This is a genomic window from Nonomuraea sp. MTCD27 (assembly GCF_041950495.1).
In the GTDB taxonomy this organism is placed as follows: Bacteria; Actinomycetota; Actinomycetes; order Streptosporangiales; family Streptosporangiaceae; genus Nonomuraea.
Map to the genome: position 1 here is coordinate 121,977 of NZ_JBGNUW010000015.1, position 25,381 is coordinate 147,357.

Annotated in this window: 27 protein-coding genes, 1 tRNA gene and 1 riboswitch; of the genes, 14 read left to right on the forward strand and 14 right to left on the reverse strand. The window is 71.0% G+C overall.

Annotation, left to right across the window (positions count from 1 at the left end):
* Positions 1–35: 35 nt before the first annotated feature.
* Complete coding sequence (locus ACBJ59_RS37730) at positions 36–308, forward strand: MoaD/ThiS family protein (RefSeq protein WP_375114956.1); 273 nt, start codon at positions 36–38, stop codon at positions 306–308.
* Position 309: 1 nt separating this feature from the next.
* Positions 310–1,257 (forward strand): cysteine synthase, encoded by a 948-nt coding sequence (locus ACBJ59_RS37735; protein ID WP_364114523.1) that lies wholly within the window; start codon positions 310–312, stop codon positions 1,255–1,257.
* Positions 1,258–1,350: 93 nt separating this feature from the next.
* Here ACBJ59_RS37735 and ACBJ59_RS37740 read toward each other — a convergent pair whose 3' ends face one another.
* On the reverse strand, positions 1,351–3,210 hold the full coding sequence (locus ACBJ59_RS37740) for a DUF3352 domain-containing protein (protein ID WP_375114957.1): 1,860 nt from the start codon (positions 3,208–3,210) through the stop codon (positions 1,351–1,353).
* Between the two features lie 86 nt (positions 3,211–3,296).
* Positions 3,297–3,623, reverse strand: coding sequence for a hypothetical protein (locus tag ACBJ59_RS37745; protein WP_375114958.1), 327 nt, complete (start codon positions 3,621–3,623; stop codon positions 3,297–3,299).
* Between the two features lie 104 nt (positions 3,624–3,727).
* On the opposite strand from ACBJ59_RS37745, the gene ACBJ59_RS37750 reads away from it, so the two are divergent.
* The 3 genes from ACBJ59_RS37750 (at position 3,728) to ACBJ59_RS37760 (ending at position 6,231) form a co-directional block, all read left to right on the forward strand.
* Positions 3,728–4,519, forward strand: coding sequence for a thioesterase family protein (locus ACBJ59_RS37750; RefSeq protein ID WP_375114959.1), 792 nt, complete (start codon positions 3,728–3,730; stop codon positions 4,517–4,519).
* Between the two features lie 138 nt (positions 4,520–4,657).
* Positions 4,658–5,482 carry a glutamate racemase gene (gene murI, locus ACBJ59_RS37755; protein ID WP_364114531.1) on the forward strand — a complete coding sequence of 275 codons (825 nt, stop codon included), beginning with the start codon at positions 4,658–4,660 and terminating at the stop codon, positions 5,480–5,482.
* Positions 5,479–6,231: an MBL fold metallo-hydrolase gene (locus ACBJ59_RS37760; protein WP_364114533.1), complete on the forward strand. Its 753-nt coding sequence runs from the start codon at positions 5,479–5,481 to the stop codon at positions 6,229–6,231. The genes murI and ACBJ59_RS37760 overlap by 4 nt, the downstream gene beginning before the upstream one ends.
* Here the strand turns inward: ACBJ59_RS37760 and ACBJ59_RS37765 are convergent.
* Complete coding sequence (locus ACBJ59_RS37765) at positions 6,216–7,469, reverse strand: MFS transporter (protein WP_375114960.1); 1,254 nt, start codon at positions 7,467–7,469, stop codon at positions 6,216–6,218. The two genes, ACBJ59_RS37760 and ACBJ59_RS37765, sit on opposite strands and share 16 nt — an antisense overlap.
* 53 nt (positions 7,470–7,522) lie before the next feature.
* Here ACBJ59_RS37765 and rph point away from each other — a divergent pair, with 53 nt between their 5' ends.
* The 5 genes from rph to ACBJ59_RS37790 all read left to right on the forward strand — a co-directional run bounded on the left by rph (position 7,523) and on the right by ACBJ59_RS37790 (position 11,758).
* Positions 7,523–8,242, forward strand: a complete 720-nt coding sequence (rph, locus tag ACBJ59_RS37770; RefSeq protein ID WP_375114961.1) for a ribonuclease PH — start codon at positions 7,523–7,525, stop codon at positions 8,240–8,242.
* Positions 8,239–8,829: an RdgB/HAM1 family non-canonical purine NTP pyrophosphatase gene (gene rdgB, locus ACBJ59_RS37775; protein ID WP_375114962.1), complete on the forward strand. Its 591-nt coding sequence runs from the start codon at positions 8,239–8,241 to the stop codon at positions 8,827–8,829. Before rph ends, rdgB begins: the two co-directional genes overlap by 4 nt.
* 61 nt (positions 8,830–8,890) lie before the next feature.
* A complete protein-coding gene (locus ACBJ59_RS37780; protein WP_375115124.1) occupies positions 8,891–10,543 on the forward strand; it encodes a molybdopterin-dependent oxidoreductase in 1,653 nt (550 codons plus the stop codon).
* Between the two features lie 181 nt (positions 10,544–10,724).
* Positions 10,725–11,492 carry a toxin glutamine deamidase domain-containing protein gene (locus ACBJ59_RS37785; RefSeq protein ID WP_375114963.1) on the forward strand — a complete coding sequence of 256 codons (768 nt, stop codon included), beginning with the start codon at positions 10,725–10,727 and terminating at the stop codon, positions 11,490–11,492.
* Positions 11,489–11,758, forward strand: coding sequence for a hypothetical protein (locus ACBJ59_RS37790; protein ID WP_375114964.1), 270 nt, complete (start codon positions 11,489–11,491; stop codon positions 11,756–11,758). The genes ACBJ59_RS37785 and ACBJ59_RS37790 overlap by 4 nt, the downstream gene beginning before the upstream one ends.
* A gap of 128 nt (positions 11,759–11,886) precedes the next feature.
* On the opposite strand, the gene ACBJ59_RS37795 is transcribed toward ACBJ59_RS37790, so the two are convergent.
* The 4 genes from ACBJ59_RS37795 to ACBJ59_RS37810 form a co-directional block, all read right to left on the reverse strand.
* A complete protein-coding gene (locus ACBJ59_RS37795) occupies positions 11,887–14,376 on the reverse strand; it encodes an ABC transporter permease (protein ID WP_375114965.1) in 2,490 nt (829 codons plus the stop codon).
* A gap of 1 nt (position 14,377) precedes the next feature.
* Positions 14,378–15,130 (reverse strand): ABC transporter ATP-binding protein, encoded by a 753-nt coding sequence (locus tag ACBJ59_RS37800; protein WP_375114966.1) that lies wholly within the window; start codon positions 15,128–15,130, stop codon positions 14,378–14,380.
* A 108-nt stretch (positions 15,131–15,238) separates the two neighbouring features.
* Positions 15,239–15,895, reverse strand: a complete 657-nt coding sequence (locus ACBJ59_RS37805; protein WP_375114967.1) for a response regulator — start codon at positions 15,893–15,895, stop codon at positions 15,239–15,241.
* Positions 15,892–17,064, reverse strand: coding sequence for a sensor histidine kinase (locus tag ACBJ59_RS37810; RefSeq protein ID WP_375114968.1), 1,173 nt, complete (start codon positions 17,062–17,064; stop codon positions 15,892–15,894). Before ACBJ59_RS37810 ends, ACBJ59_RS37805 begins: the two co-directional genes overlap by 4 nt.
* 161 nt (positions 17,065–17,225) lie before the next feature.
* Between ACBJ59_RS37810 and ACBJ59_RS37815 the strand changes: the two genes are divergently transcribed.
* A complete protein-coding gene (locus ACBJ59_RS37815; protein ID WP_375114969.1) occupies positions 17,226–17,759 on the forward strand; it encodes a hypothetical protein in 534 nt (177 codons plus the stop codon).
* Between the two features lie 121 nt (positions 17,760–17,880).
* Here ACBJ59_RS37815 and ACBJ59_RS37820 read toward each other — a convergent pair.
* A tRNA-Leu gene (locus ACBJ59_RS37820) sits at positions 17,881–17,963 on the reverse strand.
* Between the two features lie 135 nt (positions 17,964–18,098).
* The gene (gene bcp, locus ACBJ59_RS37825; protein ID WP_375114970.1) at positions 18,099–18,572 is read right to left on the reverse strand and encodes a thioredoxin-dependent thiol peroxidase; all 474 of its coding nucleotides are present in this window, start codon (positions 18,570–18,572) and stop codon (positions 18,099–18,101) included.
* Positions 18,573–18,707: 135 nt separating this feature from the next.
* Between bcp and ACBJ59_RS37830 the strand changes: the two genes are divergently transcribed.
* On the forward strand, positions 18,708–19,040 hold the full coding sequence (locus ACBJ59_RS37830; RefSeq protein ID WP_364114557.1) for a DUF3618 domain-containing protein: 333 nt from the start codon (positions 18,708–18,710) through the stop codon (positions 19,038–19,040).
* A 10-nt stretch (positions 19,041–19,050) separates the two neighbouring features.
* Here the strand turns inward: ACBJ59_RS37830 and ACBJ59_RS37835 are convergent, their stop codons facing one another.
* On the reverse strand, positions 19,051–20,244 hold the full coding sequence (locus ACBJ59_RS37835; protein ID WP_375114971.1) for an amino acid deaminase/aldolase: 1,194 nt from the start codon (positions 20,242–20,244) through the stop codon (positions 19,051–19,053).
* Positions 20,245–20,381: 137 nt separating this feature from the next.
* Between ACBJ59_RS37835 and ACBJ59_RS37840 the strand changes: the two genes are divergently transcribed.
* Entirely contained in the window at positions 20,382–20,981 is a 600-nt protein-coding gene (locus tag ACBJ59_RS37840) for a DUF6286 domain-containing protein (protein WP_375114972.1), read from the forward strand.
* A complete protein-coding gene (locus ACBJ59_RS37845) occupies positions 20,978–21,496 on the forward strand; it encodes a hypothetical protein (protein ID WP_375114973.1) in 519 nt (172 codons plus the stop codon). Before ACBJ59_RS37840 ends, ACBJ59_RS37845 begins: the two co-directional genes overlap by 4 nt.
* Here the strand turns inward: ACBJ59_RS37845 and ACBJ59_RS37850 are convergent.
* The 4 genes from ACBJ59_RS37850 to ACBJ59_RS37865 all read right to left on the reverse strand — a co-directional run bounded on the left by ACBJ59_RS37850 (position 21,477) and on the right by ACBJ59_RS37865 (position 25,381).
* Positions 21,477–22,853 (reverse strand): L-serine ammonia-lyase, encoded by a 1,377-nt coding sequence (locus ACBJ59_RS37850; protein ID WP_375114974.1) that lies wholly within the window; start codon positions 22,851–22,853, stop codon positions 21,477–21,479. The two genes, ACBJ59_RS37845 and ACBJ59_RS37850, sit on opposite strands and share 20 nt — an antisense overlap.
* A gap of 58 nt (positions 22,854–22,911) precedes the next feature.
* Positions 22,912–23,304 carry a glycine cleavage system protein GcvH gene (gcvH, locus tag ACBJ59_RS37855; protein ID WP_364114567.1) on the reverse strand — a complete coding sequence of 131 codons (393 nt, stop codon included), beginning with the start codon at positions 23,302–23,304 and terminating at the stop codon, positions 22,912–22,914.
* Positions 23,301–24,386 (reverse strand): glycine cleavage system aminomethyltransferase GcvT, encoded by a 1,086-nt coding sequence (gcvT, locus tag ACBJ59_RS37860; protein WP_375114975.1) that lies wholly within the window; start codon positions 24,384–24,386, stop codon positions 23,301–23,303. Before gcvT ends, gcvH begins: the two co-directional genes overlap by 4 nt.
* Positions 24,387–24,516: 130 nt before the next feature.
* A riboswitch (glycine riboswitch) is annotated at positions 24,517–24,614 on the reverse strand.
* Positions 24,615–24,676: 62 nt separating this feature from the next.
* Complete coding sequence (locus ACBJ59_RS37865) at positions 24,677–25,381, reverse strand: gamma-glutamyl-gamma-aminobutyrate hydrolase family protein (RefSeq protein WP_375114976.1); 705 nt, start codon at positions 25,379–25,381, stop codon at positions 24,677–24,679.

Genomic DNA, 25,381 nt, shown 5'->3' on the forward strand with positions numbered 1-25,381 from the left:
TGGGACGACGACCTGACCTGAGGAGACTGACCGCGATGGCCATCGAGGTTCGCATTCCGACCATCCTGCGCAATTACACTGACGGCGCCAAGGCCGTGAGTGCCGAGGGGGCCACCCTCGAAGAGCTGATCAGCAACCTGGAGTCGCACCACCCCGGCATCAAGGACCGCCTGGTCGACCAGGGCGCGCTGCGCCGCTTCGTCAACGTCTACCTGAACGACGAGGACGTGCGCTTCCTCGGCGGCCTCGGCACGCCGGTGTCCGACGGTGACACGGTGACCGTCCTCCCCGCTGTCGCCGGCGGGTGACATGCGTTTCGACTCGCTGATCGACTCGGTCGGCCGCACCCCGCTGGTCGGGCTGCCGAGGTTGTCGCCCTCCGCCGACGTGCGTGTCTGGGCCAAGCTCGAGGACCGCAACCCGACCGGGTCGATCAAGGACAGGCCGGCGCTCTGGATGATCCAGGAGGCGGAGAAGGACGGCCGCCTCACCCCTGGCTGCACGATCCTGGAGCCCACCAGCGGCAACACCGGCATCTCGCTCGCCATGTCGGCCAAGCTCAAGGGCTACAAGCTGATCTGCGTGATGCCGGAGAACACCTCGGAGGAGCGCCGCCAGCTGCTGCGCATGTGGGGTGCGGAGATCATCTCCTCGCCCGCCGCGGGCGGCTCCAACGAGGCGGTGCGCGTGGCCAAGGGCCTGGCGGCCGAGAACCCGTCCTGGGTGATGCTCTACCAGTACGGAAACCCGGCCAACTGGCGCTCCCACTACGAGGGCACCGGCCCCGAGATCCTCGAGGACCTGCCCACGGTCACCCACTTCGTGGCCGGGCTCGGCACGACCGGGACGCTGATGGGCGTCGGGCGGTTCCTGCGCGAGCGGGTGCCCGGCGTGCAGATCGTCGCCGCCGAGCCGCGCTACGGCGAGCTGGTCTACGGGCTGCGCAACGTGGACGAGGGCTTCATCCCCGAGCTCTACGACGAGTCCGTGCTGACCACCCGCTTCTCGGTGGGCTCGGCCGACGCGCTCAGGCGCACCCGCGAGCTGCTGGCCGCCGAGGGCATCTTCGCCGGGGTGTCGACCGGGGCCGCGCTGCACGCGGCGCTGGGCGTGGCCAGGAAGGCGGTCCAGGCGGGCGAGCGGGCCGACGTCGTGTTCGTGGTGGCCGACGGCGGCTGGAAATACCTGTCCACCGGCGCGTACGAGGGCACGCTCGACGAGGCGGAAGAGCGCCTCGAAGGCCAGCTCTGGGCATAGACCCACACCTGCGTGACGAAGGCGGCCGGTCCGAAGGGACCGGCCGCCTTTCTCGTCCGTGTGTGCCGCCACCCGCCGGGCGGCCACCACGGGCTAGTTGAACAGCAGCCGCAGCGAGAACGTCGCCTCGCTGTCGGTCTGCGTGCCGCTCAGGCCGACGGCCCGCAGCACCTGGGCGTTGGCCTTGTCGTCACCCTCCATGGACTTGAGGTAAAGGTTCTCCACCTTGTCCAGGTCCACGAAGAGCGCGTAGTTCACGTCGGCCGCGTTGGGGATCGCCGTCTGGAACGTCTCCGAGTCGGCGAGCGTGCCCTCCTCAGCCAGCTTCTTGGCGTACTCGTCCGTCGTCGCCACCGTGAAGACGCCGTCGCCGGAGACCTTGGCGATCTGCGGGGCGGGCTGGCCGCTCTGCGTCATCGCCCGCTGGATCTTGTCCAGGATGGCCTGCGCCTTGGCCGGGTCGGTGGCGATGCGCACGCCGCCCTTGATCTGGTCGCTGTCCAGGCCCTCGCTGTCCACGGCGACCGTGAAGTTCTTGCCGAAGATCGTGGCCAGGTCGGCGGGCAGCTCCAGACCGAACTGCGTCTTGGCCTGCTGGAGGAGCTGCGAGATCTCGGCGCTGCCGGCCGCCGTGGCCTGCTTCTCGATCTCGGCCCACTGCTTGGTGACGATCTGGTCCATGCCGGAGATCGACAGGGCGCCGGCCGTGGTGGCGGGCAGGGTGCCGAGGTTGGCCTTGGGCAGGTCGCCCTCGGGGGTCATGCCCTTCGCGCCCCGTACGACGCCGGCGAGCTCGACGTAGGCGCTGTCGAAGCGCAGCGCGCCGGCGAACCTGGCGTCCTTGACCTGGTCGAGGGTCGCGGCCTGGTCGGCCGGGATCTCCTTCTTGGCCAGCTCGAGCAGGCCGCCCATGTCGGCCCAGAACGACAGCACGCCCTGCTCGCCGACGGCGCCCATGTCCTCGCTGAACTCGGCGTTGTCGGCCAGGCTGCCCTCGGCCTGCGCGTACTTGTCGGCCAGGGCCTGCGTGGCGGTCAGCAGCGCGTAGTCCTCGCGGAAGGCGATGCCGTACTTGTCGCCGTCCATCAGCTTGGCGATGCCGGCCTTGGCCTGCTCCTGGTCCTTGACCTGGACGGCCACCGCGAAGTCGGGCTCCTCCTTGCCGGAGGGCACGGCGGCGAAGCCGATCCGGCTGCCCAGCCAGGGGTCGACGTCCTTGGCGAAGTCGATCTTGCTGTCCGGGTCCTGCTCGTTGATCGTGTCGAACAGCGCCTTGCGCGGGTCCTCGCCGGAGAAGGTGTCCTTGGTGACCGTGAACTTCCTGGCCAGCTGGAACAGCGCCAGCTTCTGGTTCGCGGCCGGGTCCAGGTCGAGGCGGGCGTAGGCGATGGAGTTGGCGGGCAGGACGTCGTTCGGCTGCGTGCCGCCGCCGCCGAAGGCGCCCACGGCCCACACCGCGCCGCCACCGAGCACGACCACCGCGAGCGCCGCGGCGATGGCGATGATCCAGCTCTTGCGGCCCTTCTTCGCCGGCTCCGCCGGGCCGAAGCCGTCGGGGCCCTGCTGCTGCCAGCCGCCCTGGGCGTACTGGTCCTGCTGCCAGCCCTGCTGTGGCTGCTGCTGTTGCCAGCCGCCCTGGGCCTGCTGCTGGCCGTACTGCTGCTGCCCATGCTGTTGCCGGCCGTACTGCTGGTCCCCGTACTGCTGCTGGCCGTACTGGGGAGCGCCGTAGGAAGGCTGCTGCTGGCCGTACTGAGGGCCGTAGGCGGGCTGCTGCTGGCCATGAGATGCCTGCTGCTGGCCATAGGGCTGCTGCTGGTACGGCTGTTGCGGTGGGTAGGGCTGCCCCGGATACTGCGCCGTCGGCGGAGTCTCCGGCTGCTGCCCCTGGTTCCAGTTGTACGCCGTGGTCCGGTCAGGATCCTGGCCATAGGGGGGATTGTTAGCAGACATCACTCAACTCACAATGTGGACTTTTGACCACAGAGAACGTAGCTGATGTTGCTGTACGGGCGCTTGCAATGTACTGAAGTCGGTATTTAGACCCGGTTCAGCTCTTTGCGCAGTATGTCGATGTGAACCTCGCCGTCCCCGTAATCGAGGACGTTCTCCCAGGGCACGAACATGCACCCGGCGTAGACCAGGCGGGCCAGCGTCCGCGAGAGCCAGGCCGATCGGCCCTGGCGATCACGAGTGAGGCCGAGCAGGAGCGGGGCGCGCCGGCTCGAGACGACCAGGCCGTAGACGGTGTGGCTCTGCTGGAGCGCGCCCCTGTGCTTGACGACCCGGATGTCCACCACGAAACCGACCCACACCCCGTTGGAGTCCCAAACGGACTGACCGATGAGTTCGGTGACACTTGCCATGATCAAACGGTGTCACCCGAATCACGTTTTCGCAGGTAGGCGCGCTGATGGGCGAATGCTCTACTCTTATCTAGAACATAATTCCAGCTGAGGGGCAGGTACGGATGACCAAGTTCGACGAGGCCACGCAGGCGATCAGGGTGGACGAGAACACCTATGACGTGTGCCTCGATCCCGGCTACTCGATCGGCGGCCCGCTCAACGGCGGCTACCTGATGGCCGTGATCCTGCGTGCGGCGGTGGACGCCTCGCCGTTCGAGCATCCGGTGAGCACGACGGCGCAGTTCCTGAAGGCGCCGGTGGCCGGGCCCGCGCAGGTCAGGGTGGAGCCGCTCAAGGCGGGCCGGACGGCCGCGTTCGCCAGGGTGACGCTGGTGCAGGACGGCGCGGCGCAGATCGAGGGCCTGATCACGACGGCCACGCTGAACGACGTCGAGCCGATTTATGCCGACAAAGCGGCTTACTCCATGCCGCCGATCGAGGACTGCACCAAGCTGCCCGACCCCAAGCCCGAGTCGGGCATGACGCTGAACGCCCAGATGGACCTGGTCTTCGACCCGCCCACGATCGGCTGGCTGAAGGGCGAGCCCACCGGCCGGCCGGAGGCGCGGGCGTACTTCAGGATGGCCGAGCCCCAGGACCCCGACCCGTACGTGCTGGCGCTGGCCGTGGACGCCCTGCCCCCCGTCGTGTTCTCCGCCGGCGGGCGCGGCTGGGCGCCCACCGTGGACCTCACCTGGCACCTGCGCGCCCTGCCCGCGCCCGGCTGGCTGACGCTGCTCGGCAGCGGCCGGCTGGTCTCCGACGGCTGGTTCGACGAGGAGGTCGAGGTGCGCGACTCCGCGGGCCGCCTCATCGCCCAGTCGCGCCAGCTCGCCCGCGTCGGGAGAGGCTGAAAACACCCGGCCGGCAGGCACCGACAGGGCGCCGACAGGCCTTGATGTGACGAAGGCAACATCGCATCAAGGCCACGTGTCGCAGGTGTGAGCATTCTTACGCAGTGTTGATCGTGCAGGTCGCCTACCCTCTAGAGCGTGCCGGACGCGAGTATTGGGATCTTCGACAGCGGGGTCGGCGGCTTGACGGTCGCGAGAGCGATCATCGATCAGCTGCCCCACGAATCCATCACCTACGTGGCCGACACGGCCCGTCAGCCGTACGGGCCGAAACGCATAGCGGAGCTGCGCGCCTACGCTCTGGAGGTCATGGACCACCTCGTCGAGCAGAACGTCAAGATGCTCGTGATCGCGTGCAACAGCGCCAGTGCCGCCGTGCTGCGCGACGCCCGCGAGCGCTATGACATGCCCGTCGTCGAGGTGATCATGCCGGCCACCAGGCGGGCGGTGCAGGCCACCCGCAGCGGAAGGGTCGGCGTGATCGCCACCAGGGCCACCATCGAGTCCATGGCCTATCACGACGCCTTCACCGCGGCTCCCGACGTGCAGCTCACCGGCGTGGCCGCCCCACGCCTGGTGGAGTACGTCGAGCGAGGAGAGACGATGAGCGACGAGCTCATCGAGGTCGTGCGCGAATACCTGGAGCCCATCAGGGCCGCCGGGTGCGACACGCTCATCCTCGGTTGCACGCACTACCCGCTGCTGACGGGCGCCATCTCCTACGTCGCCGGTGACGGAGTCACGCTGATCTCCAGCGCTGAAGAGACGGCCAAGGACGTCTACCGGATCCTGCACGACCGCGATCTGGCGGTGGGAAGCGAGGCCACCCCCCGGCATCGCTTCCGCGCCACCGGCGACTCCCTGCTCTTCGCCCGGCTCGGGCGACGTTTCCTGGGCCCGGAGATCGATGTGGTCGAAGTCGCACCAGTGGGGGGTACTACCTTTAACGGGAGGCCCACATGAAGGTGACCATCGTCGGCTGCTCCGGGAGCTACCCCGGCCCCGACAGTCCCGCGTCCTGCTACCTCCTCGAAGCCGACGGGTTCAGGATGTTGCTCGACCTCGGCAGCGGGTCGCTGGGGGCGCTGCAGCGCCACATCGGCCTGTACGACGTGGACGCGATCTGCCTGTCACACCTGCACGCCGATCATTGTCTCGACATCTGCGGCTATCACGTGGCCCGCACGTACGGGCCCGCGGCCCCGTACCCTCTCGTGCCCGTCTACGCGCCCGCCGCCGCGCCCGCCCGCCTGGCGGCCGCGTACGGCATGCCCGAGGAGCCGGGCCTGGAGACCGCGTTCGAGTTCGTGCCGCTCTCCCCGGGCTCGTTCGAGATCGGGCCCTTCACCCTCACCGCCGGCCTGGTGAACCACCCGGTCGAGGCGTACGGCTTCCGCGTCGCCAACGGCGGCCGGAGCGTGGCCTACTCCGGTGACACCGGCGAGTCGGACGAGCTGGTCAAGCTGGCCACGGGCGCCGACCTGCTGCTGTGCGAGGCGTCGTTCGTGGAGGGCCCCGATCTGCCCCCCGGCCTGCACCTGACCGGCCGCCAGGCGGCCGAGCACGCCGCCAAGGCCGACGTGGGCAGGCTCGTGCTCACCCACCTCGTCCCCTGGAACGCCCAGGCCACCGTGCTGGAGGAGGCGTCGGGAGGCGGCTATGACGGGCCGATGGAGCTGGCCCGCAGCGGCTCCGTCTACGACCTGGCCTGAACCTCGGTGAAGTCACGCATGCGGGGCAGCGGCGAGAACAGCAACGGCAGGAACGCCAGCACCCTGCCGACCACGAGCACCCACAGCGTCTGACGTACCCCGATCTGCTGGGCGACGAGCCCGCCGAGCAGCGCCCCCAGCGGCATCACACCCCACGTCATGAAGCGCACCGACGCGTTGACCCGGCCGAGCAGATGGTCGGGGGTGACGATCTGGCGGTAGGTGATCTGGCCCACGTTCGAAAGTGTCGCGCTCCACGAGATCATGATCGAAGTGATCGCGAAGCAGACGACCCGCCAGTCGGCCTCCGTCAACGGCAGGAGCAGGGCGAACGGGGCACCCGTCAGGGCGGCCAGCCAGGTCATCCTGGCGGTGCCCTGCCTTCTGGCCAGCCAGCCGCCGGTGAGACCGCCGAGCAGGCCGCCGATCCCGCCGGTCATCACCAGCGCCCCGACCGCGCCCGGCGCGAGCTTCACCGTCTCGGCCAGGAACAGCACCGACAGGCCCATCACACCGCTCACGCACAGGTTGCCGATCGCCGAGGAGGACACGAACGCGCGTAACAGCCGGTCCCGCCACACGTACGCCAGCCCCTCGCGGATGCCCCGCAGCAGCGGCCCGCGCTCGGTGTCGGCGGGCGGCTTGTCGGGCGCCCTGATCGAGGCCAGGAAGGCCACCGAGGCGAGCGCGCCGAACGCGGTGGCGACGATCGTGCGCGGCGCGCCCAGCAGCTGCACCAGCAGGCCCCCCACCCCGGGCCCCGCCAGGAACGCTCCCGAACGCACCACCTCCAGCTTGGCGTTGCCGTCGCCGAGCTGCCCGGTGCTCACCAGGTCAGGAAGGTACGTCTGGTCGGCCACGTCGTTGAAGACCTGCGACACCCCGGCCAGCAGCGCCACCACGAACAGCAACTCGATCGTCAGCAGGCCCAGCCCGGCCGCCACGGGGATGCTGCTGAGCAGCGCGAACTTGGCCATGTCGGAGGCCATCATCACCCGGCGCCGGCGCATCCTGTCGACCCACACCCCCGCGGGCAGGCCGATCAGCAGGAAAGCGGCCGTCTGCAACGACGACAACACTCCGACCTCCGCCGGTCCCGCGTGCAACACCAGCACGGCGACCAGCGGAAGCGCCACGCGTGAGATATTCGCCCCAAGCTCGTTCGCCACGTGCGAACTGAGGAACCGGAGGAAGTCAGGGTTACGCAACACCCCCGTTGTCATTGCGTAAGGATCCATGTGTCGGACACATTTGGTCAAGGGCGTTGTGCCGCGGAGATAGGGTGATCTGCATGTCCAGACAGGATGGCCGCGGCCCTGACCAGCTCCGTCCCATTACCATCACCAGGCAATGGCTGACCCACGCGGAAGGATCGGTGCTGGTCGAATTCGGCGGCACCCGGGTGTTGTGCGCCGCGTCGGTCCAGGACAGCGTGCCCCGGTGGCGCAGAGGCAGCGGGCAGGGCTGGGTTACGGCCGAATACGCCATGTTGCCGCGAGCGACCAATACCCGTAACGATCGTGAATCGGTCCGCGGCAAAATCGGCGGCCGGACTCACGAGATTTCCCGGTTGATCGGGCGTTCACTGCGCGCGTGCGTCGATTACAAAGCGTTGGGCGAAAACTCCATTCTGCTCGACTGCGACGTGCTGCAGGCCGACGGCGGCACCCGGACCGCCGCGATCACCGGCGCCTACGTCGCGCTGGCCGACGCGGTCGCCTGGATGCGCGAGCGCCGCATGTGCCCGGGAGACCCGCTCATCGGCTCGGTCGCGGCCGTCTCCGTCGGCGTGGTCGGCTCGGTGCCGATGCTCGACCTCTGCTACACCGAGGACGTCGCCGCCGAGACCGACATGAACGTCGTGATGACCGGCGAGGGCAGTTTCGTCGAGGTCCAGGGCACCGCCGAGGGCGCGCCCTTCGACCGCGCCGTGCTCGACCAGCTGCTCGACCTGGCCGTGGCGGGCTGTGAGGAGCTGACCCTGATCCAGCAGGAGGCCCTGGGCGCATGAAGATCGTGCTGGCCACCCGCAACGCGGGCAAGATCGCGGAGCTGCGCCGCATCCTCAGCGGGTTCGAGATCGTCGGGCTCGAGGAGTTCCCCTCGATCGGCGAGGTCGCCGAGACCGGCGTCACGTTCGAGGAGAACGCGCTGCTGAAGGCGCACGCGGTGGCTCAGCAGTCCGGGCTGCCCGCGGTGGCCGACGACTCGGGGCTGTGCGTCGACGTGCTCAACGGCATGCCGGGGGTCTTCTCGGCCCGCTGGGCGGGGCGCCACGGCGACGACCGCGCCAACCTGGAGCTGCTGCTGGCCCAGATCTCCGACGTGCCCGCCGGGAAGCTGACCGCGCACTTCGCCTGCGCCGCGGTCCTGGCGCTGCCGTCGGGGGAACACCGCGTGGTGGAGGGCACTCTGCCCGGCCGCCTCGTCACGACGCCGCGGGGGTCCAACGGCTTCGGCTACGACCCGATCTTCGTGCCCGACGGCGAGGAGCGCACGACGGCCGAGATGGCGCCCGAGGAGAAGGACGCGATCAGCCACCGCGGGCGCGCCTTCCGCGCGCTGGCGCCGATCGTGCGCGATCTGCTCAGCTCGTAACCACCGCGTAAGAACCCTGTGGCGCGGGGGGACGTACCTTCGGACTGTGCAGAGGAATGAGATGGCTCCCGCCTGGGCGGGCGCCTTGGCGGGACTGGTGTCCGGAGGCGTGGCCCTCGGGATCGCGCAGCTCGTGGCCGGATTCGTCGGGCCCGAGACGTTTCCCGTGGTGGCCGTGGGCGATGCGACCGTCGATCTGACGCCCGCCCCGGTCAAGGACTTCGCGATCAGGACGTTCGGCGAGAACGACAAGGCCGTTCTCGTGGGGGGCGTGCTGGTGGTGCTCGCCGGGGTCGCCGCTCTCATCGGGGTGCTGGCCTGGCGACGGCTCGCCTACGGCTTCGCGGGGCTGGCGGCGTTCGGGGTGATCGGCGCGCTGGCGGTGGTCACCCGGCCGGACGCCGGGCCCCTGGACGCGTTGCCGACCGTGGTGGGGGTGGCCGTCGGCGCCTGGGCACTCGCCTGGCTGGTACGCCGGGCGGGCGGGCGACGAGGTGCCGGGCCCGCCCCGGACACGGCCTCCGCCTCCGCTGCCTCGGTCCCCCTCACCCTGGTCGGTGCCGAGCGGGCCACCTCAGCTGTCGGCGAGCAGGCGGGGGACGGTGCCGAGCGGCCGGCGGTGATGCGGGCCGGGGGTGAGCCGGTCGCGTTCGATCGGCGGCGGCTGCTGACCGGGGCGGTCGGCGGTGTGGTGGTCGCCGGGGCGGCCGGGGTGCTCGGGCAGCAGCTCGGCGGGCGGCAGGCGGTGGACGCGGCGCGCACCGGGGTGGCCCTGCCCAGGCCGGCGACTCCCGCCAAGCCCCTCCCGGCAGGCGCCGATCTGCGCATCCGCGGCCTGTCGCCGTTCGTCACGCCGAACCGGGACTTCTACCGTGTCGACACCGCCCTCGTCGTCCCCCAGGTCGACCCGAACGACTGGAAGCTGCGCATCCACGGCCTGGTCGACCGTCCCGTCGAGCTCACCTACGCCGACCTGCTGAAGATGCCGCTCACCGAGGCCGACGTCACGCTGGCCTGCGTCTCCAACGAGGTCGGCGGCCCCTATGTCGGCAACGCCCGCTGGCTGGGCGTGCGCATGTCCGAGGTGCTGCGCCGCGCGGGGCTGCGGTCCGACGCCGACATGCTGCTGTCCACCTCCGCCGACGGCTTCACCTGCGGCACCCCGGTGGACGTGGTGATGGACGGCCGGGAGGCGCTGTTCGCGGTCGCGATGAACGGCGAGGTGCTCCCCGTCGACCACGGCTTCCCGGTGCGGCAGGTGGTGCCGGGACTGTACGGGTACGTGTCGGCCACCAAGTGGGTGGTGGACATCAAGGTGACCAGGTTCGACCGGGACGAGGCGTACTGGACCCCGCGTGGCTGGTCGGCCAAGGGCCCGATCAAGACGCAGTCGCGCATCGACGTGCCCAAGTCCGGCGACTCGCTCAAGGCGGGCGGCACCACGATCGCCGGAGTGGCGTGGGCGCAGCACACCGGCGTGGACGCGGTGGAGGTGCGCGTGGACCGCGGGCAGTGGCGGCAGGCCAAGCTGGCGGAGGTGCCCGGGCCCGACACCTGGCGGCAGTGGTCGATCGACTGGGCCGCGACTCCCGGCGAGCACACGATCGAGGTGCGGGCGACCGACGCCTCGGGGTACACCCAGACCGACCAGCTCGCGCCGCCCGCGCCCGACGGCGCGACCGGATGGCACTCCATCACCGTCAAAGTGAGCTGAGGTTTGGGACGTTTACCCAGGTACGGGGGATAGTTCGGGCGGGGAAATTCGCCGAGTTCGCCTCGTTGTCACGACGGCCCCTCTACGATCGGTCGTCGAGCATGACAGGAGGCAGGCCGTGGTCCGCGAGCGCAAGCCGAGTGTCCGATGGGCCCTTCCGGAGGGACGGTACAACCCCGAGGTGGCCGATGGGGTGCGGTGGCTGGACTACGAGCAGGCCGCCCACCCCGCCCTGGACGGCTCCGCTCCCAGAGCCGGCGCCGGGACCGGCGCGGCGGCCACCGCCGGGAGCGCCGCTGTCGAGACCACCTGTGGGCTGCCGGAGGGTGGCGACTGGTTCGACCTGCCCGGGCGGCCGCCCAGGCTCGCCGACAGCCGCCCGTACGGTGTGCCGGGAGGGCTCGCGCAGCCGGACCCACAGGTGGAGCGGGACCTGGCGGAGGCGCTGCGGCCCGGCGCCCGCTTTCCCGACCCGCGCGGCACCTGGGTGCGACTGGTGAACGGCGGCGGCCCCGCCGACGACCCCTTCCGGGCCACCAACGCCGCCGACTGCGCGCTGGCGGTGCTGTCCACCTGGCACGGCGAGCCCGCCACGGCCGCGCCGAGGCTGCCCGAGTACGACCCGATCGGCCGCCCGGTGCTGACCGGCGAGCGGGGCAGCGTGGCCAGGATCGAGCGGTGGGTGGGGCACCGCCTGCAGTACGCGGGCCAGGGCCGGCACGCCTACCCGATGATCGCGCGGCGGCTGCTCGACGCCGGGCACGGGGCGGCCGCCGTCATCGTGGTGCGCTGGCCGGGAGGAGGTTCGCACGCCTGGAACGCGGTCAACTTCGACGGCGAGGTGATCTGGATCGACGCCCAGCGCGGGCACATGTCGGTCGAGCCGCCGTACCGGACCGTGACCGGGGTGTTCTGCTCGATCCTCGACCGCCAGGGGCGGCCGCGATGAACATGGAGCAGGCCAGGGCGCTGGCCGAGGAGTACTACAACGGGGTGCGGCCGCCGGAGGAGGCGGTGCCGGTGGGTGTGTACGCGTTCGACGGCGGTTACGTGGCGTGGGTGCGGGACCTGGAACCCGACGATCCGGCCCGGCTGCCGGAGACGGCCGGCGCCGGGTGCGTCGTGATCGACCGGGCGACAGGCGAGGTGGTGGCCCGGCCGCTGCTCGACCCGGAGACAGTGGCCGAGCTCTGGCCGGGCCGCACACCTCGCTGACAACCCGGCTGACAGGCCTGGGGGATCATCAAGAGGGGCCGGGCGCCGCCCCCGTAATGACGCCCGACCCGCACATACCCTCTATCCGGGTTTATCGGTTTTATTCGACTACGGGTCTTTTGCCCGACTCAATCCGTGGCCAGAGAGCCCACGATCGAGGCCCGCGCGGCGCGGCGGGCCGGGACCACCGCCGCCAGCACGCCCGCCAGCCCCGACAGCGCCACGAACAGCGCGATCTGCGGCACCGGCGCCGAGAACAGGGCCCCGTCCAGCATCGCCCGTAGCGCGGCCCACCCGAAGACGACGCCCAGCACGACGCCCACCAGCGCCCCGATCAGGCCGAGGATCAGCGCCTCGACGGACAGCATCCGGCGGAGCTGCGGCCGGGTCAGGCCCAGGGCCCGCAGCAGGGCCGACTCCCTGGTCCGCTCGTGCACCGACAGGGACAGCGTGTTCGCGATGCCCAGGAGCGAGATGAGGATCGCCAGCCCCAGCAGCCCGGTGATGATCATGAGCATCATGTCGAGGGTCTCGTCGAACTGCCCGCGTATCTCCGTCGAGCTGCTCACCTGCACGGTCGGGTAGGGCGCGGCGGCGGCGTCCACCACCGCGCGGGCCCGGTCCGCCGCCACCCCGTCCTTGGCGTTCACCATGACGCGGGAGTCGGGCACGGCGCCGAAGTAGGCGTCGAACGGCCGCTCCGCGATCGTGACGGGAGTCAGCGACGACTGGGAGCCGTTGAGCAGCGCGACCACCTTCAGCGAGACCGTGCCCGCGCGTTTCGTGGCGAGCGTCACCGTGTCGCCGACCCGCGCGCCGAGCGCCTCGGCCGTGAGGTCGTCCAGAGCCACCTGGCCCGCGCCGAAGCCCTTCATGGTCCCGGCGGACACGTACGGCTCGATGGGCCCGCTGAACGTGCCCACGTCGAGGCGCTTGCCCGCGACCGCGGCCTTGACCTCGCGGATCTGCGCCACCGAGGTCAGCTCCGGCCTGCCGCGCAGCTCCTCGGCCACGGACCTGGGGATGATGGAGTCGCGCTCCTGGCCGGCCAGCAGGTAGTCGATCGGGAACTGCTCGTCCAGCTGGGCCGTCAGCGTCAGCCTGGTGGACGCGGTGACGACCGAGATCAGCGTCATCAGCGTCACCCCGATCGTCAGCGCGACCGTGGTGGTCGCGGCCCGCTTCGGGTTGCGTCCGGAGTTGTCCACCGCCAGGCGGCCCGGCACCCCGAACAGCCTGCGCGGGATCCAGCCCACCAGCGCGCTCAGCGGCCTGATCAGCACCGGGCCCAGGATGAGCACCGCCAGGAAGGTCAGCGCGCCCCCGCCCATGACGACGAAGAGCGAGACCTCCTGGCCGGGCGTGAGGACGAAGGCGCCCACGCCGGTCGTGGCCAGGCCCGCGACCAGGAAGAGAGCGGCGAACCCGGCGCGTACCAGGCCGGCGCGGAACGTCTGCTCCTCGGCCTGGCTGCGCAGGGCCGCGATCGGCGGCACGCGGGTGGCCGACCTGGCCGGCAGCAGGGCCGCGCACACCGTGACCGCCAGGCCGACGGCCAGGCCGATCGCGATCGTGCCCGGGGTGAGCGTGACCGCCGCGTCCGTGTGCAGCGGGGCGTCCAACGCGCCGAGGATCGTCAGGGTGAGCGTGGCCAGGCCGTACCCGACGAGCAGGCCGAGCCCGGAGGTCACCAGGCCCACGGCGGCCGACTCCAGCATGATCGAGCCGAACACCTGCCCTCGGGTGGCCCCGATGCACCGCAGCAGCGCCATCTCCCGCGTGCGCTGGGCGACGAGGATGTTGAAGGTGTTGTAGATGACCAGCGCGGCCACCATCATCGCCACGATGCCGAACATCAGCAGGCCCATCGTGAACGAGCGGGTCTCCACCCCGGCCGCGCCGGCCAGGTCGTCGGCCAGCTCGTCCCCGGTCTTGACGGTGTACCCGCCGCCGGCGGCCGCCGCGACGGCCTGCTTCAGCCCGGGGGCCGAGCCCGCGACGTCGATCTCGGCGTACCCCTTCCCGCCGGTCATCCGCCACGCGGTGGCCGGGGTGAAGCCGACCGCGCCGGTGTAGGCCAGCATCTGGTCCACGCCGGTGTCGATCAGGCCGACGAGCCGGAAGCGGTGCTCGGCCCGCTCGCCGTCCAGCACGGTGATCGTGTCGCCGAGCCGGAAGCCCTGGGCCTCGGCGGTGTTCTCGTCCAGCACGGCCGCCTCGTCGTCGGTGCCCGGGCCGGTGCCGGAGACGACGTCGGTACGGTCCAGCGGGCCCGTGACGATCGACAGCGCCGTGGTGGGGGCGTTGCCGGCGGTCTTGCCGTTCCTGCCGAGCACGGGCGTGCTGCCGCGGACCAGGCCCTGCGCCTCGGTCACGCCCGGCAGCGCCCGGATGCGCTCCAGCACCTCCTCGGGCAGCACGTCGTCGGAGTCCTTGGGCAGCACGGCCACGTCGACCTTGCCCGCGTCGGCGGTCACCCGCTGGGCGAAGCCGGCCTCGATGGTGTCGTTCAGCACGAACGTGCCCGCGATGAAGCCCACGCCCAGCATGATCGCCAGTGACGTGAGCATCAGCCTCAGCCGGTGCGCGCGCAGCCCGGCCAGCGCGGTCTTCAGCACCTCAGGCCTCCAGCCGGACGAGCGTGTCCAGCACGGACTGCGGCGTCGGCGTGGTGAGCTCGGTGACCAGCTCGCCGTCCCGCAGGAACACCACGCGGTCGGCGTACGAGGCCGCCACCGGGTCGTGCGTGACCATGACGATGGTCTGGCCCAGCTCGCGTACGGAGGTGCGCAGGAACGACAGGACCTCGGCGCCGCTGCGCGAGTCCAGATTGCCCGTGGGCTCGTCGGCGAAGATCACCTGGGGCTTGCTGATGAGCGCCCTGGCCACGGCCACGCGCTGCTGCTGGCCGCCGGACAGCTCCGACGGCCGGTGCGCGAGCCGGTCCCGCAGCCCGACCGTGTCGATGACCCGGTCGAACAGCGGCTGGTCGGCCTGGCGGGCGGAGATGTCCAGCGGCAGGCGGATGTTCTGCTCGGCGGTCAGCGTGGGCAGCAGGTTGAACGCCTGGAAGACGAACCCGATCCGCTCCCGGCGCAGCATCGTGAGCTGCCGGTCGTTCAGCCCGGTCAGCTCCACGTCGCCGATGTGCACGGTGCCCGACGTGGCGGCGTCGAGGCCGGCCAGGCAGTGCATCAGGGTGGACTTGCCGGAGCCCGACGGGCCCATGATGGCGGTGAACGCCCCGGTGGCGAAGGACACGGTCACGCCACGCAGGGCGTGGACCTGGGCGTCGCCCTGGCCGTACACCTTGGTCAGATCGGTGGCCACCGCCGCGGGCGGGGCTTGGCGCCGGGTCTCGGTGAGCGTCACGTTCACTCCTACGTCGTGTTCTTTCAACGCGACCAACGCTAGGAGTGGAAATCTGCTGATCCATGGGCCTTGAGGAGGGACTTCATGTGCGCCGGCAGATGACCCCGGTCAGACTTTCGGCCGATGGGAGGGCACGATCAGCCCGGCCTCGTACGCGTACACCACCACCTGCGCCCGGTCCCGCAGCCCCAGTTTGGCCAGCACCCGGCCCAGATGCGTCTTCACCGTCGCCTCCGCCACCTCCAGGCGGCCCGCGATCTCCATGTTGGACAGGCCGCGCGCCACCATGAGCAGCACCTCCCGCTCGCGCGGCGTCAGCTCGCCCGCGGCCGCCGCCAGGGGCCCGTCGGTGGGCAGCTGCGCGGCGAACCGGTCCAGCATCCGCCGCAGCGTGCTGGGCGACACCACGGACTCGCCCGCGTGCACGACCCTGATCGCGGTGACCAGGTCGGCCGGCGGCACGTCCTTGAGCAGGAACCCGGCCGCGCCCGCCTTGACCGCCGAGAAGGCGTACTCGTCCAGGTCGAACGTGGTCAGGATGAGCACCTTAGGCCCCTCGATGCGCCTGGTGGCCTCCACGCCGTCCATCGTGGGCATGCGCACGTCCATCAGCACGACGTCCACCTGGGTGGTCTTCAGGATCTCCAGGGCCGCGGCGCCGTCGCCGGCCTCCGCCACCACCTCGATGTCCGGCTGGGCCGCCAGCACCATCCTGAAGCCGGTCCGCAACAACTCCTGGTCGTCGACCAGCATCACGCGAATCACGCCGCCTCCTTGGTGATGGGCAATCTGGCCAGCACCTCGAAGCCGCCGCCCCCCAGGGGGCCCGCCGACACGGCGCCGCCGTACATGCCGGCCCGCTCGCGCATGCCGATCAGGCCGTGGCCGTCGGGGCTCCTGGGGGCGGCGGCGCCCCGGCCGTCGTCGGTCACGCGGACGACCAGGTCGGGGCCGCTGTAGTCGATCTCGACGGTGGCCCGGACATCGGGGCCGCCGTGCTTGAGCGCGTTCGTCAGAGCCTCCTGGACGATGCGGTAGACCGCGAGCTGCTGGCCCTCGGGCAGGTCGGCGGGCACGCCGTCGATCCGCAGCCGGGCGGGCACGGTCGAGCCGCGTACGAGCTCCTCCAGCTGGCCCAGCCCCGGTTGCGGGGTGTAGTCGGTGCCCGCGGCCTCGTTCTCGCGCAGGACGCCCACCAGCCGGCGCATCTCGGCGAGCGCGGCGCGGCCGGTCTTCGAGATGTTCCTGACGGCCAGCCGGGCCTGCTCGATGTCGCTGTCCATGGCGTAGCCGGCGCCGTCGGCCTGCACCACCATCACGCTGACGTTGTGGGCCACCACGTCGTGCAGCTCCCGGGCGATCCTGGCCCGCTCGGCCGCGGCCGCCATCCTGGCCTGCTGGTCGCGCTCGCGCTCGGCCCGCTCGGCGCGCTCCTCCAGGCCCTCCAGGTAGCGCCTGCGCGTGCTGGCGTACAGGCCGGTCAGCCAGACCGTCACCACGAAGATCGAGCCGCTGAAGAACACGCCGAACGTCGGGTCGTACCAGTTGACCAGCGCCATGGACATGCCCAGCTCCGCCACCAGCCCCGCTGCCAGCGCCCAGCGGAACGAGCACCGGTAGGCCACCGCCCAGAGCGCGACCAGCACCGCGAGGTTGGCGGGCAGCGGATGGACCCCCGCCAGCCACTGCCCGAAGCTGATCAGCGCGACGGCGGCGAACGAGGCGATCGGCCGGTCGCGCCACACCAGCGGCGCCAGCAGCGCCGCCGACAGGGCCAGGTAGAGGCCCACACCGAGGTAGACGCCGTCGTCCGGCGGGGTACTCGCGCCGTACGGCACCGCCAGGATGGCGCAGAGCGCCGCCAGGGGAGTCACCCGCAGGGCGCCCGCCAGCTTCTCATGGCGCCTGGACCACGCCCGTACACTGCCGAACACATCATCACGATATGTAGGGCCGCCGGGACATTGGTCCGTCTGGAGGCTGAAGTACGACTACGACCCAGGTCTTACATGGCCTGGTGCTTACGCGGGGCTTACGCTGGCTTTGGCATCCTCGTTACCGGGAGCGCCCCCTGCGGGGCGAGTAAAGGGAGATCGTGATGGCGGATCATGATCGCGACGCCGGGTCGCGCGGCGAAGAGGAAGCGCCGCGCGACCCGAGTCCCACCGAGCCGACCCAGGAACTGCGCTCGCCGGGCGAGGAGCCGGGTCAGCTGAAGTACGGGGAGCAGGCGGACCGCGCATACGCGTACATCCCGCCCACCGTGCCCGATCCGGCCGGCTGGGAGCGCGAATCCTTCAGTGACTTCGCCCGCCGCAAGCGGCGCCAGATCATCGGCGCCGGCCTGATCGGCCTCGTCGTCGGCGGCCTGCTCGGCGGGCTCGGAGTGGCCGCCTTCAGCGACGATCACGACGACCACGGCCGGTACGGCGTCTGGATGCGGCCCGACCATCCCGCGCACCGCGACTTCATGATGCCGGAGAGGCTGGAATCGGGCTGCTACGAGAGCGAAGAGGATCTCTATTGCGTCGTGCCGCCGCCCGACAGGGTGTTGCCGGCTCCGGCGCCTGATGCCCCGGACGCTCCGGATGGCGAGAACGTGGCCCCGAGGCCCGTCAGGACCGGCTAGGGATCGCCGTATCGGGGATCCGCGAATTGGCGGAGTTGTCGGCGGGAATTCGTGCCGAATGCGGATCCCGCGCCCGGTGACATTTGCCGGGCGAAAACAGCGGCCGAGCCGTGGACAGGTGTGCGGGCGGGGGGACTCGAACCCCCACAGTGTTGCCACCAACAGGACCTAAACCTGCCGCGTATGCCATTTCGCCACGCCCGCGCAATCCCCGCCGCAGCGGGCTTGTGACAGTTTAGCGCTCCGAATGGGAGCAGGGGGCACCCGTGATGATGAGGTGGCTCCCGTCCGGAAGGCGATTCGGGCCCTCCGGCAAGGGGAGGGCCCGCGGCCGCCGGGTCAGGACAGGCCGAGCTTCTTCTTGAGCGAGGCCACGTGGCCCGTCGCCTTCACGTTGTAGAGCGCCTGCTCCACTTTCCCGTCGCCGTCGATGACGAAGGTCGAGCGGATGACGCCCACGACCTCCTTGCCGTACAGCTTCTTCGTGCCGTAGGCGCCGTAGGCCTGGTGGACGGCCAGGTCGGGGTCGGACAGCAGCGGGAAGGTCAGCGCGTCGCGCTCGGCGAACTTGGCCAGCTTCTCCGGCTTGTCCTTCGACACGCCGAGGACGACGAATCCCTCGGCGGTGAGCCGGCTCAGGTTGTCGCGGAAATCGCATGCCTGCTTGGTGCACCCGGGAGTCATCGCGGCGGGGTAGAAATAAAGGATCACCCGCTTGCCTCGGTGCGCATCGAGGGAGACGGTGCCGCCGTCGGCGGTGGGTAGCGTGAACTCGGGCGCGGCGTCGCCGGGCGCGAGCTTGGTTTCGGTCAATGGGCCCTCCTGAGTTCTTCCCGCCAACCTACCGGCCTGGCCGCCGTGCCGTACGGCGTGCCGACCTGACAGACTGATCACGACCAGAACGGACGGGGCCCGCCGCGGGGCACGCGTACGGTCGAAAGGAGAGCCATGGCTGACACCGATCCCGACGAGCTGGAGCGGCGGATCGCGCGGACGCGCGCGGAGCTGGCGCAGACGGTCGACGCCATTGCCGATCGGGTGAGCCCCAAGCGGGTCGCCGAGCGTACGGTGGCCGACGTCAAGAGCCGGGCCGGGCACTTCGTGGCATCCGTGGGGGATGCCCTCGGAGTGACGCCGAGGCCGGTCGAATACGCTGACGATCCCGATCGGGTGTGGGAGGAAGAGCGGCCGGATCTGGGGCCGGTGCTGATCGGGGTCGGCGCGGTGCTGGTCGTGGGGGCGGCCATCGTGCTGTGGCGGCGCCGGCGACGCCGCCTCTGAGCCGGCCGCCTCACAGGAACGTGCGGCCCTCGCCCCGGTAGGTCGGCACCGACTCCACCAGGGTGTCGCCGTCGACGAGGTGCAGCGCGTCGAAGCGCTCGCACATCTCGCCCGCCTTGGCGTGCCTGAACCACACCCGGTCGCCGATCCGCAGATCCCCGGCGGCCTGGCCGAGCAGCGGGGTCTGCACCTCGCCCGCGCCCTCGTCGCGCGCGTAGCGCAGGCCGGCGGGCAGGTACGGCTGGGGCAGGCGGCTCGGCCCGGGGGCGCCCGAGGCCAGATAGCCACCGCCGAGCACGGTCACCGTGTCCGGGGCCGGGCGGCGCACCACCGGGAGCGCGAAGAGTGCCGCCGGCCGGCCGGTGAAGCCGCGGTAGAAGTCGAACAGCCTGGGGTGGAAGAAGCCGGAGCCCGCCGCCACCTCCGTGACGGCCTTCTCGCGCGTGGTGCGCTCGACCGAGCCGGTGCCGCCGCCGTTGACGAACTCGAGGTCGGCGATCTGCCGCACCGCGTTCACGATGCGGCCGCGCCGGAGGATGAGATCCCTGGCCGAGCGGGCCTGCATGGCCCTGATGAGGCGGGCGTAGGCGGGGCCCGCGGGCGGGTCGTCGCCGACCCCGGCGATCTGCGACTCGTACGCCATCAGCCCCGCCAGCCGGAACCCCGGCCGCTTGGCGACGACGCCGGCCAGGTCGGCGGCCTGGCCGGGCTCGCGGATGGGGGAGCGGAGCGCGCCCGCCCGGAATCGCCCGCCGAGGGCGACATATCCGGCGTCGATGTCGATGCAGATCCGGATCTCGGCGCGCGGGTGGACCGCGGCCACGGCGGTCTCGATGAAGTCGAGATGGGCGGGGGAGTCGACGATCACGGTGATCTCCCGGGCCGCGCCCGGGTCCCCGGCCAGGGCGGCGAGCGCTTGCCGGTCGACCGTGGGGTAGGCGACCAGGATGTCGGTGAAGCCGTGCGCGGCCAGCCAGAGGGCCTCGGGCAGGGTGAAGGCCATGACGCCGCGGAAGCCGTCCATGGCCAGGATGCGTTCGAGGAGGGGGCGGCTGCGTACGGACTTGCTGGCGACCCGGATCGGCTTGCCCGCCGCCCGTCGTACGAGGTCGGCCGCGTTGGCCCGCATGGCTGCCAGGTCGAGGATGGCGAACGGCGGTTCGAGGGCCGCTGTGGCGCGGTCGTAGCGCTGGCGGTCATCCATACCGGCAGCGTAACCGCATATGGGGCAAATGAATATGAGACTTGTTCGCGTTAACCGTGGTCCCCGTAATGATCGGGCAAATCGGCGGCGAGGGCGCGGTTCAGGCCATGCGGGACCCATGTACGTCTGTCGTTGTGATGACCACGCTTCAGCAGATACTGCCCGGCGCCGTCGCCGCCCCCAGGCACGCCGGGCTGCGCAGGGCGAGCAGGGCGCTCAGGCCGGCGCGTACCCTCCCGGGAGCTCTGGTCGCGCTCACGCTGGCCGCCGGGCTGGGGGCGACCGCGGCCGAGGTGGTGTCGGGGCTGCTCGGCGCGCCGCTCGGCTGGGTGCCCGTGAACGAGCTGGTCGACCTCGCGAGCCGGAGCACCTGGCCGGAAATCGCCACCGGGGCCCTGGTCGTGGCGGGGGCGGGCGCGGTGATGGTGCTGCTGGCGATCGTCCCTGGCCGCTCCAGGATGGTGCCGGTCGAGACGTCCGACCCGCTGATCGTCATCGGCATCACCCGCGCGGGCCTGCGCCGCACGTTGTGCGCGGCGGCGCAGCAGGTGGCGGGCGTGGACAAGGCCCGCGTACGGCTGCGCAGGCGCACCATCGAGGTCACCGTGATGACGGGCGCGGAGAGCTCCGGCCAGATGCTCAGGCAGGTCGGGACCGCCGTGGGCGACCGCCTGGCGGGCGTGGGCACGCTGGGCACGGGCGAGGTCGTGGTCCGCCTGCGCAGGAGGGCCGCGTGATGCGCCAGTACGCCGGCAACCGCGTGGGCCTGGCCGTCGTGGGCACGACGCTGCTGGGCCTCGGGACGTACGCGTGGCTGCGCGGCGAGGACCGCTTCCTCGACCTGCCGCCGAACGCCAGGGTCCTGCCCGCCCAGACCCACAGGGCGCTGGCGGAGGAGCCCTGGCCCCTGTGGCTGCTCGCGCTGGGCCTGCTGCTGCTGGCCCTGGTCTCGCTGCGCTGGCTGCTGCTCTGCCTGGGCTGGGGGCGCCGGGGCACGCACAACGGCACGGGCACGGCGATGCTGTTCGTCGGCCTCAAGGGCGTGGACGGGCTGAGCAGGACAGGCGTGCGGGTCGCGGAGGACGGCCTGCGCATCGGCCTGACCTGCCCGGCGGCGGCGGACGTGGGGGCGGTGGTGGGCAAGCTGGATCAGGACATCGTGGGCCGGATCCGGCGCGAGATCAGCGACGACGAATGCCCGGCCGTCGTCCGGCTGCACGTGCGGCGCCCGGTCAGCACTCGATCACGTTGACGGCCAGGCCGCCGCGCGAGGTCTCCTTGTACTTGTCGAGCATGTCGCGGCCGGTGTCCCGCATGGTCTTGATCGCCTTGTCGAGGGCCACGTAGTGGCGGCCGTCGCCGCGCAGCGCGATGCGGGCCGCCGTGATGGCCTTGTTGGAGGCGACCGCGTTGCGCTCGATGCACGGGATCTGGACCAGGCCGCCGATCGGGTCGCAGGTCAGGCCCAGGTTGTGCTCGATGCCGATCTCGGCCGCGTTCTCCACCTGCTCGGGCGTGCCCCCGAGGACCTCCGTGAGCCCGGCCGAGGCCATCGAGCAGGCCGAGCCGACCTCGCCCTGGCAGCCCACCTCGGCGCCCGAGATCGAGGCGTTCTCCTTGAACAGCACGCCGATCGCGCCGGCCGTCAGGAGGAAGCGGACCACCCCCTCGTCGTCGGCATGCGGGACGAAGCGGGTGTAGTAGGTCAGGACGGCCGGGATGATGCCGGCGGCGCCGTTGGTGGGGGCGGTGACGATGCGGCCGCCGGCGGCGTTCTCCTCGTTGACCGCCAGCGCGAACAGCGTGATCCAGTCCATCGCCTGCAAGGGGTCCTTCTCGGCCGACTCCGACTGCAGGCGGCGGTGGAGCTGGTTGGCGCGGCGCTTGACCTTGAGCCCGCCGGGCAGGACGCCCTCCTTGGAGATGCCGCGGCGTACGCAGTCGGACATGACCTGCCAGAGGTTCAGCAGGCCCTGCCTAATCTCCTCCTCGGTACGCCCGAACGCCCGCTCGTTCTCCAGCATGACGGCGGAGATCGACAGGCCCGTGTTCGAGCAGTGCTTGAGCAGCTCCTCGCCGGTGGTGAAGGGGTAGGGCAGCACGGTGTCGTCCGGCTTGATGCGGTCGGCGCCGGTGGCCTTCTCGTCCACGACGAAGCCGCCGCCGACCGAGAAGTACACCTTCTCTCTGAGCCGCTCGCCGGAGGCGGAGTAGGCGGTGAAACGCATGCCGTTGGGGTGCTCGGGCAGCGAGATCTTGCGTTCGAAGACGAGGTGCTCGCCCACGACGAACGGGATCTCGTGCGTGCCGAACAGCTTGACCGTGCCGGACTCGCGCATCTCGGCGATGCGGGCGTCCACGGTGTCGACGTCGACCAGCTCCGGCTTCTCGCCGGACAGGCCGAGCAGGACCGCCTTGTCGCTGCCGTGGCCCTTGCCGGTCAGGCCGAGCGAGCCGTACAGGATGGCCTCCACGCGCGCCACCTGGTCGAGCAGGCCGTCCTGGTGGAGCCCGCGGGCGAACTTGTGGGCCGCCGCCATCGGGCCGCCCGTGTGGGAGCTCGACGGGCCGATGCCTATCTTGAAGAGGTCGAAGACGCTGATCGCCATTGATGTGCGCCCTTCCTGAAGGGCCGGGGCCCGGAACTAGCGGGCCCCGGCGAATGGGTCAGGACTCGGTGCCCGAGGTCAGCGCCGTGTACTCCTGGGCGGAGAGCAGGTCCTCGGGGTCGCCTTCCATGCGCACCCGGAACATCCAGCCCTCGCCGTACGGGTCGCTGTTGGCCAGGCTCGGGTCGTCCACGATGGACTGGTTGACCTCGACGATCTCGCCCCCGACCGGGCTGTAGATCTCGTTCACCGACTTGGTGGACTCCACCTCGCCGACGGAGTCGCCCTGCTCGACGCTCGCACCGACCTCGGGGAGCTGCACGAAGACGACGTCACCAAGGGATTCGGCGGCGAAGGCCGTGATGCCGACGGTCACGGTGAGGCCGTCGTCGAGGCCGGCCACCCACTCGTGCTCCTTGGTGTAGCTCAGGTCGTCAGGGATGTTGCTCACTTGTTCCTCCTGTAAAAGGGCAGCTCAACCAGGTCCATAGGTTCATGGCTGCCCCGGATGTCCACGGCCAGGCCTGATCCGGCGCCGGTGTCCACATAAGCCATCGCGATGGGCTTTCCCAGAGTCTGGGAAGGCGCACCACTGGTGACCTCGCCGACGACGACGCCGTTCTCGGTTACCGGGTAGCCATGGCGCGGCACCCGGCGGCCCCGCGCGACCAGGCCGACGAGCCGGCGTCGGGGCGCGTCGTCCTTGACCGCCTCGAGCGCCGACCTGCCGACGAAGTCGCCCGGCTTGTCGAATTTCACCACCCTGCCCAGCCCCGCGTCGAACGGAGTGAGCTGCTCGCCCAGTTCGTTCCCGTACAGCGGCATGCCGGCCTCGAGCCTGAGCGTGTCGCGGCTGGACAGGCCCGCCGGCCGCAGCCCGTGCGGCTCGCCGGCCGCCATGAGGGCGTGCCACAGCGGGACCGCGTCCTGGTTGGCCACGAACAGCTCGAATCCATCCTCGCCGGTGTAGCCGGTACGGGCGATGAGCGCCTGCCGGCCGTCCACCAGGCCCGGCAGGCCCGCGTAGTACTTGAGCCCGCCGAGGTCGGCGTCGGTGAGCGTGGCGAGGATCTCCTGGGAGCGGGGTCCCTGGACGGCGATCAGCGCGTACTGGTCCGAGCGATCCTCGACCACCACGTCGTACGTCTTTGTACGATTTTTCAGCTCATTACCGACTTTTTCATAGTTCGAGGCGTTGGCCACGACCATGAACTCCTCGTCCCCGAGCCGGTAGACGATGAGGTCGTCGAGCACCCCGCCGCGCTCGTTCACGATCATGGTGTACCTGGCCCGGCCGGGAGCCAGCGCCGACAGGTGGCCGACCAGCGCGTAGTCCAGCGCCTGCCCCGCCTGCGGCCCGGTCAGGAAGATCTCGCCCATGTGCGAGAGGTCGAACAGCCCGGCCGCCTCGCGAACGGCCTTGTGCTCCGCGGACTCGCTGCCGTACCGGAGCGGCATGAGCCACCCGGCGAAGTCGGTGAGCGTGGCGCCGAGGCTCTCGTGAACGTCTCGTAGCGGTGTCGGTCGGGACATTTGTCGCACCTCAGGACAGGATTGGATGCCAGCATCCTCCCCCTCTGTCATCGATGCCTGAGAGCTTCGCCCGAGCTTTGCCGGACTTTCACCTTCGGCGAGGCCCGCGGGCCTGCTTTCCAGAGGTCACCTTGCCCGTGCGGTCCTTTGCCTTGAGAGGTTTGCGGGGAGGGCTTGCTCCTTCAGGGACCCTGACCGGCTGTCAGGGTGCTCTCCCGCACGGTTTCACCGGTGATGTCCGCCAGCCTAGTGGGGTTACGGGGCTGTTGTCGCGTTCTGGGTGGGGTCGTTCAGCAGGCCGCCACGAGAGCCTCGAAGAGCGCGTGGTCCTCGGCGGCCTCCGGGTGCCACTGCACGGCCACCGTGAACCGTCCCGCGAACCGTCCCGAGTCCAGCTCCACGGCCTCGATCGTGCCGTCCGCGGCGGTGGCGGTGACCGTGAGGCCGGGGGCGAGGCGGTCGACGGCCTGGTGGTGGTAGTGCGGGACCGTCACGGGGTCCTCGCCCAGCGCCTTGGCCAGGCGGGTGCCGGGGGTCGGGGTCACCGGCAGGTGCCCGAACCGGCCGGGGCCCGGGCAGTGGTCGGTGTGGCCGACCGCGTCGGGCAGGTGCTGGAGGAGGGTGCCGCCGAGGGCGACGTTGAGGACCTGGAGGCCGCGGCAGACGCCGAGGTAGGGTAGGCCGGCGTCGAGCGCCGTCGCGAGCAGCGAGAACTCGGCCTCGTCACGAAATTTCCGGACGTAGCCGGTGCGCTCTTGCGCGTCCTGGCCGTACCTGGCCGGGTCGATGTCGCCGCCACCGGCCAGGATGAGCCCGTCCAGGCCGGGTACGACCCCGGCGGGATCGCCGGCCGGAGGCAGCAGGACGGGCTGCCCGCCGGCGCGGACGACCTGCTCCACGTACATGTACGGCAGCAGCGCGGCGGTCGTGTCCTGCCACACCGTGAACGAGGCGGGCTCGACGTAGCACGTGATGCCGATGATGGGACGCCGCAC

Excerpts from the sequence above, each read along its gene's own strand:
- ACBJ59_RS37835 (WP_375114971.1), bottom strand. The coding sequence starts at position 20,244 with ATGGATGACCGCCAGCGCTACGACCGCGCCACAGCGGCCCTCGAACCG.
- ACBJ59_RS37740 (WP_375114957.1), bottom strand. The coding sequence starts at position 3,210 with ATGTCTGCTAACAATCCCCCCTATGGCCAGGATCCTGACCGGACCACG.
- ACBJ59_RS37765 (WP_375114960.1), bottom strand. The coding sequence starts at position 7,469 with ATGGATCCTTACGCAATGACAACGGGGGTGTTGCGTAACCCTGACTTC.
- ACBJ59_RS37760 (WP_364114533.1), top strand. The coding sequence starts at position 5,479 with ATGAAGGTGACCATCGTCGGCTGCTCCGGGAGCTACCCCGGCCCCGAC.
- ACBJ59_RS37780 (WP_375115124.1), top strand. The coding sequence starts at position 8,891 with ATGGCTCCCGCCTGGGCGGGCGCCTTGGCGGGACTGGTGTCCGGAGGC.
- rdgB (WP_375114962.1), top strand. The coding sequence starts at position 8,239 with ATGAAGATCGTGCTGGCCACCCGCAACGCGGGCAAGATCGCGGAGCTG.
- ACBJ59_RS37850 (WP_375114974.1), bottom strand. The coding sequence starts at position 22,853 with ATGGCGATCAGCGTCTTCGACCTCTTCAAGATAGGCATCGGCCCGTCG.
- ACBJ59_RS37790 (WP_375114964.1), top strand. The coding sequence starts at position 11,489 with ATGAACATGGAGCAGGCCAGGGCGCTGGCCGAGGAGTACTACAACGGG.
- ACBJ59_RS37840 (WP_375114972.1), top strand. The coding sequence starts at position 20,382 with ATGACCACGCTTCAGCAGATACTGCCCGGCGCCGTCGCCGCCCCCAGG.
- ACBJ59_RS37750 (WP_375114959.1), top strand. The coding sequence starts at position 3,728 with ATGACCAAGTTCGACGAGGCCACGCAGGCGATCAGGGTGGACGAGAAC.
- ACBJ59_RS37730 (WP_375114956.1), top strand. The coding sequence starts at position 36 with ATGGCCATCGAGGTTCGCATTCCGACCATCCTGCGCAATTACACTGAC.
- ACBJ59_RS37735 (WP_364114523.1), top strand. The coding sequence starts at position 310 with ATGCGTTTCGACTCGCTGATCGACTCGGTCGGCCGCACCCCGCTGGTC.
- ACBJ59_RS37830 (WP_364114557.1), top strand. The coding sequence starts at position 18,708 with ATGGCTGACACCGATCCCGACGAGCTGGAGCGGCGGATCGCGCGGACG.
- ACBJ59_RS37745 (WP_375114958.1), bottom strand. The coding sequence starts at position 3,623 with ATGGCAAGTGTCACCGAACTCATCGGTCAGTCCGTTTGGGACTCCAAC.
- gcvT (WP_375114975.1), bottom strand. The coding sequence starts at position 24,386 with ATGTCCCGACCGACACCGCTACGAGACGTTCACGAGAGCCTCGGCGCC.
- rph (WP_375114961.1), top strand. The coding sequence starts at position 7,523 with ATGTCCAGACAGGATGGCCGCGGCCCTGACCAGCTCCGTCCCATTACC.